Here is an 8,874-nt window from a genome sequence, read left to right on the forward strand (position 1 = left end):
GTCGTCGGCGCGGGGCTCATCGGGCGCAGGCACATCGCTCTGGTGCGGGAGCAGCCGGGCTGCACGTTGGAGTCCGTCGTCGACCCGGACCCGGCCGCGCGGGACGGCCACGGGGCGCCGGGGTACGCCGACGTGCCCGCGATGCTGGCCGACACGGCGCCCGACGGGGTGATCGTCGCCTCCCCGAACGCCCGGCACACCGAGCACACGCTCGCCTGCGTGCGGGCGGGGGTGCCGGTGCTGGTGGAGAAGCCGGTCGCGGACACCGTCGCCGAGGCCGAACGCGCCGTGTCGGCGGCCGAGGACGCCGGGGTGCCCCTGCTCGTGGGCCACCACCGCAGGCACAGCCCGCTGATGGCGGCCGCCCGGGAGACCCTCCGCCGGGGCACGCTGGGCGACGTCGTCGCGGTGCAGGGCAGTGCCCTGTTCCGCAAGCCGGACGACTACTTCGCGCACGCCGCGTGGCGCCGCGAACCCGGCGGCGGCCCGATCCTGATCAACCTGATCCACGACGTCGACAACCTGCGCGCGTTGTGCGGCGAGATCGTCGAGGTGCAGGCACGCACCTCGAACGCCGCACGGGGGTTCGCGGTCGAGGACACCGCGGCGGTCACGATGCGGTTCGCCTCCGGCGCACTCGGCAGCGTCCTGCTCTCGGACACCGCGGCCGCGGCGCGCAGCTGGGAGCACACGTCCGGCGAGAATCCCGACTACCCGCACCACCCGGACGAGGACTGCTACGTCGTCGCCGGCACGCGGGGATCGCTGGGGGTCCCCACCCTGCGGCTGCGGGTGTACACCGGCGAGCCGTCGTGGTGGGCCCCGTTCCACACGTCGGTCCTGGACGTGGCCGCACGCGACCCCCTCGCCGCCCAGCTGGACCACTTCGTCGCCGTCGTGCGCGGCGAGACCACCCCGCTCGTCGACGGCCGCGAGGGCCTGCGCACCCTCCGCACCACCCTCGCCCTCGCCGAATCCGCCCGCACCGGCCACCCGGTCGCGCTCTGACCCGCACGGCGTGGGGTGTGCCGTGAAGGACCCCTTCACGGCGTTGAGTGCGGTGAGGGACTCCTTCACTGCGTTGAGTGCGGTGAGGGACTCCTTCACTGCGTTGAGTGCAGGCAAGGAGTCCTTCACGGCACACCCCGGGCGTCACCCGGTGCGACGACGGAAGAGGGCGGCGGAGGCCGTCACTCCCACGGCGGTGAGGCCGAGGCACCACACCACGGCGGACGCGGTCGCGCCGTGCGCCGTGGCCGTGGTATCGAGCAGGGAGCCGCGCAGCGCCTCGATGACCGGGGTGGCCGGCTGGTGCTCGGCGAAGCCGTGCAGCCACCCGGGCATCGTCTCGACCGGGACGAACCCGCTGCTCGGATACGGCAGGAACATCACGAAGAACCCGAACCCGTTCGCCCCCTCGGGGCTGCGCACGACGAGCCCGAACGCCGCCGACACCCAGGACAGCGCGAGTACGTACAGCAGCAGCACACCGCCCGCGACGAGCCAGTCGAGTGCACCCGCGGCGGGCCGGAACCCGATCAACGCGGCCACCGCGAGCATGACCGCCACCGCACAGGTGTTCCGGGCGACGCTCGCGGCGACGTGTCCGGAGAGGACGGCCGGCCCGCCGACGTCCAGGGACCGGAACCGGTCCATCACGCCCCCGGCCATGTCCTGTGTCACACCGACGGCGGTCTGCGCCGACACCATACTGGTGCACAGCAGCAGTACCCCCGGGACGACGTAGTTCACGTACGTCGTCGGCGTGCGGATCGCCCCGCCGAACAGGTACACGAAGAGGAGCATGATCATGGCGGGCAACAGCACCGCGGTGATCATCGCCTCCGGGTTGCGCAGACTCAGCTGCAGAGACCGTCGGACCATCGTCGCAGTGTCCGCCAGTGGTGACCGCGGGCGCGCCGCCGGTGCGGACACGACCCGAGCGCGTTCAGACACGGTCGACCTCCCGGTCCTCGTGGGAATTCCCGGTATGCGGTGCGGTCCGATCGTCCGGTGTGGACGAGCGGCCGGTCAGCGCGAGGAACACGTCGTCGAGCGTCGCCGTCCGGACGGCGAACCGGTGCACCTTGTCGCGGCCCGGGTCGAGTTCGTCGAGCAGCGCCCGGACGTGGGCGGCGCTGCCGTCGGTGCGCGCCTGGACCCGCAGCGTGGCCGGATCGGCCGTCGTCGCGCGGTCGGCGAGGTCCCGAGCGAGGTCGGTGAACGCGCCGGTGTCGGCGGCGACGAGGTCCAGCCGGTGGTCGGCGACGCGCTCCTTCAACTCGGCGGCCGTGCCCTCGGCCCGGATCCGGCCGTCGTCGAGCACGGCGATCCGGTCGGCGAGCCGGTCCGCCTCCTCCAGATACTGCGTGGTGAGGACGATCGTGGTGCCCGCCCGGGCGAGGTCGGTGACGGCCTCCCACAGTCGTTGTCGGCTGGGGAGGTCGAGTCCGGTCGTCGGCTCGTCGAGAAAGACCACCGAGGGACGTCCGACCAGACTCATCGCGAGGTCGAGACGCCGGCGCATTCCCCCGGAGTAGGTACGGACGAGCCGGCCTCCCGCTCCGGTCAGGCCGAACCGGTCGAGCAGCTCCCGTGCCCGCACGCGCCCTGTCCTGCCCGGCAGACCACACAGCCGCGCCACCATGCGCAGGTTTCCCTCCCCGGTCTGGAGTTCGTCGAGTGCGGCGTACTGCCCGGTGAGGCTGATGCGGTGCCGTACCCGGCGCCGGTCGCCGACGACGTCCAGCCCGTCGATCCGCACCCGGCCCGCATCGGCGCGGGACAACGTGGCGAGGATCCGCACCGTCGTCGTCTTTCCCGAACCGTTCGGCCCGAGCAGTGCGAACACACCACCCCGGGGCACCGTGAACGTCACCGAGTCGAGGACCCGCACCGATCCGAAGGTCTTCGCCAGTCCGGCCACCTCGATGGCCGCCGCATCCGCCATCACCCACTCCCTCCCACGGACTGCGTAACCAGTACGCAGTAATTTCTGCGTACTTTATACGCAGAAGTAGGATGGGGTGTCAACCGAGCGAAGGCGGAGGCGATGGAAAGCGACGAGCGCACCGGGACGGGGCTCCCCGCGAGCATCGAACTCGCGTGGGGGATACGGACACCCCCCAGACGGGGCCCGAAACGGGGCCTGAGCCTGGAGCGCATCGTCGCGGCGGCACGTGCGGTCGCCGACGCCCAGGGGTTGCGTGCCGTCTCGATGGGCAGGGTCGCCACGGAACTCGGAGCGGCGACGATGTCGCTGTACCGCTACGTGGCGACCAAGGACGAACTCCACACGCTCATGGTCGACGCGGCCTACGGTCCACCCCCGGACGTCCCGCCGCCCGGACAGGGATGGCGCGGCGGCCTCGGTCACTGGGCCAGGGCCGAGCGCGACGTCCTACGCGCCCGGCCGTGGATCCTCCAGGTACCCGTCAGTGGTCCGCCGACCGCACCGAACGTCGTGTGCTGGATGGAGCGTGCGCTGCGCTGTCTGGAGGGCACCAACCTCGACGCGGGCGAGCGCCTGGGCGCGCTGCAGCTGGTGACCGGTTTCGTGCGCAGTCAGATCCAGCTGGAAACCCAGATCGCCGCGGCGCACGGCGCGGGAGACGTCCCGGAAGGCGCGGCACACGGGTACGGCGCCCAACTCGCCGCCCTCACCGACCGCGAGCGTTTCCCCGCCGTGCACGCCGTGCTCGACAGCGGAGTGCTCGACGTGGGGCCGGAACCCGACGATCCCGACGAGGACTTCGACTTCGGTCTGGACCGGATCCTCGACGGGATCGGGGCACTGGTCGCACGGCGGGATCCCGGCTGATCCGGCCGTGCGACCAGTGCGCGCGTGTCCCACCCGAGGCCGGGTGGGACACGCGCCACTCACTGCAGGACGACGAGGAGGTCGCCGCCCTCGACCTGCTGGACCGAGTTGATGGCCAGGCGGTGCACCGTGCCCGCGGTGGGGGCGGTGATCGCGGCCTCCATCTTCATCGCCTCGATGGTGGCCACCGTGTCGCCCGCGTCGACGGTGTCGCCCTCCGCGACCGCCGCGGTGACCACCCCGGCGAACGGCGCGGCCACGTGCCCCGGGTCGTCGGTGTCCGCCTTCTCCTTCGCGGGCAGGTCCGAGGCCACGGACCGGTCGCGCACCTGGATCGGCCGCAGCTGCCCGTTCAGGGTGGACATCACCGTGCGCACGCCACGCTCGTCGGCCTCGCCGATCGCCTCCAGCTCGATGAGCAGGCGCACACCCGGTTCGAGGTCCACCGCGTACTCCTCCCCCGGCCGCAGCCCGTAGAAGAAGTCCTTGCTCGGCAGCACACTCGTGTCGCCGTAGGCCTCGCGGTGGTTCTCGAACTCCTTCGTCGGTCCGGGGAACAGCAGCCGGTTCAGCGTCCGCCGCCGGTCCCCGGCCAGCCCGCGCCGATCCTCCTCGGACAGCTGCTCGGTCGGACGGGCCTCGCCCCGCCCCGCGAGCGCCCTGCTGCGGAACGGCTCGGGCCAGCCGCCCGGCGGGTCGCCCAGCTCCCCGCGCAGGAAGCCGATCACCGACTCGGGAATGTCGAACCGGCCGGGGTCCGCCTCGAACTCCTCCGGCGCCACGTTCGCGCCCACCAGGTGCAGCGCCAGGTCGCCGACGACCTTCGATGACGGGGTCACCTTGACCAGCCGCCCGAGGATGCGGTCGGCGGCGGCGTACATCGCCTCGACCTCCTCGAACCGGTCGGCCAGCCCGAGCGCCCTGGCCTGCGTGCGCAGATTGGACAGCTGACCACCGGGGATCTCGTGGTGGTACACGCGCCCCGTCGGTGCGGCCAGGCCCGCCTCGAACGGCGCGTAGATCCGGCGCACGATCTCCCAGTACGGCTCCATCTCCCCCACCGCACCGAGGTCGAGGCCGGTGGGACGGTCCGAGTGGTCGGTGGCGGCCACGATCGCCGACAGCGAGGGCTGCGAGGTGGTGCCCGCCATCGACGCCACCGCACCGTCGACGGCGTCGGCGCCCGCGTCGATCGCCGCGAGGTAGGTCGCCAACTGCCCGCCCGCCGTGTCGTGCGTGTGGATGTGCACCGGCAGGTCGAACTCCCGGCGCAGGGCCGTCACGAGGGTGCGTGCGGCGGGTGCGCGCAGCAGCCCGGCCATGTCCTTGATCGCCAGCACGTGCGCGCCCGCGCCCACGATCTGCTCGGCGAGCTTGAGGTAGTAGTCGAGGGTGTAGAGGTTCTCGGCCGGGTCGGACAGGTCGGAGGTGTAGCACAGCGCCACCTCCGCCACCGCCGAGCCGGTGGACCGGACCGCCTCGATCGCCGGACGCATCTGCTCCACGTCGTTGAGCGCGTCGAAGATGCGGAAGATGTCGATCCCGGTGGCGGTGGCCTCCTCGACGAACGCCTCGGTCACCTCCGTGGGGTACGGCGTGTAGCCGACGGTGTTGCGCCCGCGCAGCAGCATCTGCAGGCACACGTTCGGCATCGCCGCGCGCAGCGCCGCGAGCCGTTCCCACGGGTCCTCGGCGAGGAAGCGCAGCGCCACGTCGTAGGTGGCCCCGCCCCAGCACTCCACCGACAGCAGCTGCGGCATCGTGTGCGCCACCGCGGGCGCCACGGCCAGCAGGTCCTTCGTCCGCAGCCGGGTGGCCAGCAGCGACTGGTGCGCGTCGCGGAAGGTGGTGTCGGTGACCCCGATGTGCGGCGACGACCGCAGCCACTCGGCGAAGCCCTCCGGGCCGAGCTCGGTCAGTTTCTGCTTCGACCCGGCCGGCGGGGTCCCGCCCGGCGCGTTCGGCAGCTTGCGCACCGGGTCGATCAGCCGCGGCCGCTCGCCGTTCGGCCTGTTCACCGTCACGTCGGCGAGGTAGGTCAGCAACCGGGTGCCCCGGTCGGCGGAGTGGCGCGCGGTGAGCAGGTGCGGCCGCTGTTCGATGAACGACGTCGTCACCCGGCCCTGCTGGAAGTCCGGGTCGTCCAGCACGGCCTGCAGGAACGGGATGTTCGTCGCCACCCCGCGGATGCGGAACTCGGCCACGGCCCGCCGGGCGCGGTCGACCGCCGTGGCGAACGTGCGCCCCCGGCAGGTCAGTTTCACCAGCATCGAGTCGAAGTGCGCACTGATCTCGGTACCCGCGAACGCGGTGCCGCCGTCCAGCCGGATACCGGAGCCGCCGGGCGACCGGTAGGCGCTGATCATGCCGGTGTCCGGCCGGAACCCGTTGGCCGGGTCCTCCGTGGTGATCCGGCACTGCAACGCCGCCCCGCGCAGGTAGACCCGGTCCTGGGACAGGTCCAGCCCGGGCAGGGTCTCGCCGGAGGCGATCCGCAGCTGGGACTGCACCAGGTCCACGTCGGTGACCTCCTCGGTCACCGTGTGTTCCACCTGGATGCGGGGGTTCATCTCGATGAAGACGTGGTTGCCGTCCCGGTCGACGAGGAACTCGACCGTGCCCGCGTTGCGGTAGCCGATCTGGCGGGCGAAACGGACGGCGTCGGCGCAGATGCGTTCCCGCAGCTGCGGATCGAGGTTCGGGGCGGGCGCCAGTTCGACGACCTTCTGGTGCCGCCGCTGCACCGAGCAGTCCCGCTCGTAGAGGTGGATGACCCCCTCGTCGGAGCCGGTGCCGTCGGCGAGGATCTGCACCTCGATGTGCCGGGGTTCGACCACGGCCTTCTCCAGGAACACCGTCGGGTCCCCGAAGGCGGACTCGGCCTCCCGGGAGGCCGCCTCGATGGCCTCGGCCAGCCCCGCGGGGTCGGTGACCAGGCGCATCCCGCGCCCACCACCGCCCGCGACGGCCTTGACGAACACCGGGAAGCCGAGCTCCCCGGCCGCCTCGACCAGCGTCTCCACGTCGGCTGACGGGGCGGACGAGCCGAGCACCGGTACCCCGGCCGCGCGGGCGGCGGCCACCGCCCGCGCCTTGTTCCCGGTCAGTTCGAGGATGTCGGCGTCCGGGCCGACGAAGGTGATGCCGGCCTCGGCACAGGCGCGCGCCAGGTCCGGATTCTCGGAGAGGAACCCGTACCCGGGGTAGACGGCGTCCGCGCCGGAGCGCACCGCCGCGTCCACGACCTCGTCGACGGAGAGGTAGGCGCGGACCGGGTGTCCCGGTTCGCCGATCTCGTACGCCTCGTCGGCCTTCAGCCGGTGCAGCGAGTTGCGGTCCTCGTGCGGGAACACCGCGACCGTGCCCGCGCCCAGTTCGTAGGCGGCGCGGAACGCGCGGATGGCGATCTCACCGCGATTGGCGACGAGTACCTTGCGGAACATGCCCGGTCCTTCCTGCTCTCGGATCGGTCGATCAGGCACGGTACATCGGAGTTCCCGCTCAGCGGGAGTACACAACCGGCGTGACGGACCTCATGCGGTGACCCCGCCCGAGCACCGGCCGTACACCGGCCCCCGCCCCGGCTCCCGGAGCGACCTCCGGAGCGGATCCGGCGCGGCCCGCTGCCCGCCGGGTCACGACTTCTCCAGGTAGTCGAGCCGGTCGGCGTCCAGAGTCCCGTCGACCATCGCGGCCAGTCCGGGGTGCCCGGTCAGGTCGGGATCGTCGGCCACGAGCCGCTCGGCGACCCCCCGTGCCCGCGCGATCACGTCCTCGTCCCGCAGCAGCGACAGCAGTCGCAGTCCCGACCGGGTGCCCGACTGCGCGGCACCGAGGATGTCGCCCTCCCGGCGCAGCTCCAGGTCGATGCGGGAGAGCTCGAAGCCGTCGGTGGTCGACTCCACCGCCTCCAGCCGCGTCCGGGTGGAGGTGCCCTCCACCGCCTCGGTCACCAGCAGGCACAGCCCCGGCCTGGTGCCCCGGCCCACGCGGCCGCGCAGCTGGTGCAGCTGGCTCACCCCGAAACGGTCGGCGTCCATGATCACCATCACCGTGGCGGCGGGGACGTCCACCCCCACCTCGATCACGGTGGTCGCCACGAGCACGTCCAGCTCCCCGGCGGCGAACGAGCGCATGACGGCGTCCTTCTCCTCGGCGGGCAGCCGCCCGTGCAGCACGCCGATCCGCAGCCCCGCCAGCGGCCCCTCGGCCAACTGTGGGGCCAGGTCGAGCACCGCGACCGGGGGACGTTCGGTCTTGTCGGACGGCGGTTCGTCCCCGATGCGCGGGCACACCACGTAGACCTGGTTGCCCGCCTCCGCCTCCTCCCGGACCCGGTCCCAGGCCCGCTCCAGCCACCGGGGTTTCTCGGCGGCGGGCACCACGCTGGTGGAGATCGGGCGGCGGCCCCCGGGCAGTTCCCGCAGCGAGGAGGTCTCCAGGTCGCCGTAGACGGTCATCGCCACCGTGCGCGGGATCGGCGTCGCGGTCATCACCAGCACGTGCGGGGCGGTGCCGTTCCCGCCCCGGGTGCGCAGCGCGTCCCGCTGCTCCACGCCGAACCGGTGCTGCTCGTCGATCACCACGAACCCCAGGTCGGCGAAGGCCACGTGTTCCTGCAGCAGTGCGTGCGTGCCGACGACGATGCCCGCCTCGCCGCTCGCCGCCTCCAGCAGTGCCTGTTTCCGCGGCTTCGCCGGCATCGAGCCGGTCAGCAGGGTGACCCGGGTGGCCTGCTCCGCGGCGTCCAGTTCCCCGGCCCGGGCGAGCCCGCCCAGCAGGTCCCGCAGCGACCGCGCGTGCTGGGCCGCCAGCACCTCCGTCGGGGCCAGCAGCACCGCCTGTCTGCCCGCGTCGACCACCTGGAGCATCGCGCGCAGCGCCACGATCGTCTTGCCGCTGCCGACCTCGCCCTGCAGCAGGCGGTTCATCGGGTGTTCGGCCGCCAGATCCGCGGCGATGCCCTCGCCCACCTCCCGCTGCCCCGGGGTGAGCGCGAACGGGAGCCGCGCGTCGAACGCGTCGGCGAGGCCGCCGGACCCCGGTGGGCAGGC

Annotated in this window: 6 protein-coding genes; 2 read left to right on the forward strand and 4 right to left on the reverse strand. The window is 72.8% G+C overall.

The annotated features are described in order from the left end of the window. A partial coding sequence (locus SACPADRAFT_RS0218715; RefSeq protein WP_007025361.1) for a Gfo/Idh/MocA family protein occupies window positions 1–1,008 on the forward strand: 1,008 nt, incomplete at its 5' end. 144 nt (window positions 1,009–1,152) lie between these two features. Here SACPADRAFT_RS0218715 and SACPADRAFT_RS0218720 read toward each other — a convergent pair. Together SACPADRAFT_RS0218720 and SACPADRAFT_RS0218725 are read right to left on the reverse strand one after the other, a co-directional pair. Next, entirely contained in the window at window positions 1,153–1,884 is a 732-nt protein-coding gene (locus SACPADRAFT_RS0218720; RefSeq protein WP_007025362.1) for an ABC transporter permease, read from the reverse strand. A gap of 64 nt (window positions 1,885–1,948) precedes the next feature. Continuing rightward, complete coding sequence (locus tag SACPADRAFT_RS0218725) at window positions 1,949–2,950, reverse strand: ABC transporter ATP-binding protein (protein WP_007025363.1); 1,002 nt, start codon at window positions 2,948–2,950, stop codon at window positions 1,949–1,951. Between the two features lie 102 nt (window positions 2,951–3,052). On the opposite strand from SACPADRAFT_RS0218725, the gene SACPADRAFT_RS0218730 reads away from it, so the two are divergent. Further along, window positions 3,053–3,820 (forward strand): TetR/AcrR family transcriptional regulator, encoded by a 768-nt coding sequence (locus tag SACPADRAFT_RS0218730; protein ID WP_007025364.1) that lies wholly within the window; start codon window positions 3,053–3,055, stop codon window positions 3,818–3,820. Window positions 3,821–3,879: 59 nt separating this feature from the next. Here the strand turns inward: SACPADRAFT_RS0218730 and SACPADRAFT_RS0218735 are convergent, their stop codons facing one another. Both SACPADRAFT_RS0218735 and SACPADRAFT_RS0218740 read right to left on the reverse strand, forming a co-directional pair. Beyond that, window positions 3,880–7,263: a pyruvate carboxylase gene (locus SACPADRAFT_RS0218735; RefSeq protein ID WP_007025365.1), complete on the reverse strand. Its 3,384-nt coding sequence runs from the start codon at window positions 7,261–7,263 to the stop codon at window positions 3,880–3,882. 192 nt (window positions 7,264–7,455) lie between these two features. Next, on the reverse strand, window positions 7,456–8,874 hold a 1,419-nt coding region (locus SACPADRAFT_RS0218740; RefSeq protein ID WP_028662578.1), incomplete at its 5' end, for an ATP-dependent DNA helicase RecG.

It is taken from the genome of Saccharomonospora iraqiensis subsp. paurometabolica YIM 90007, assembly GCF_000231035.2.
Classification (GTDB): domain Bacteria; phylum Actinomycetota; class Actinomycetes; order Mycobacteriales; family Pseudonocardiaceae; genus Saccharomonospora; species Saccharomonospora paurometabolica.

Excerpts from the sequence above, each read along its gene's own strand:
- SACPADRAFT_RS0218725 (WP_007025363.1), bottom strand. The coding sequence starts at position 2,950 with ATGGCGGATGCGGCGGCCATCGAGGTGGCCGGACTGGCGAAGACCTTC.
- SACPADRAFT_RS0218720 (WP_007025362.1), bottom strand. The coding sequence starts at position 1,884 with ATGGTCCGACGGTCTCTGCAGCTGAGTCTGCGCAACCCGGAGGCGATG.
- SACPADRAFT_RS0218730 (WP_007025364.1), top strand. The coding sequence starts at position 3,053 with ATGGAAAGCGACGAGCGCACCGGGACGGGGCTCCCCGCGAGCATCGAA.
- SACPADRAFT_RS0218735 (WP_007025365.1), bottom strand. The coding sequence starts at position 7,263 with ATGTTCCGCAAGGTACTCGTCGCCAATCGCGGTGAGATCGCCATCCGC.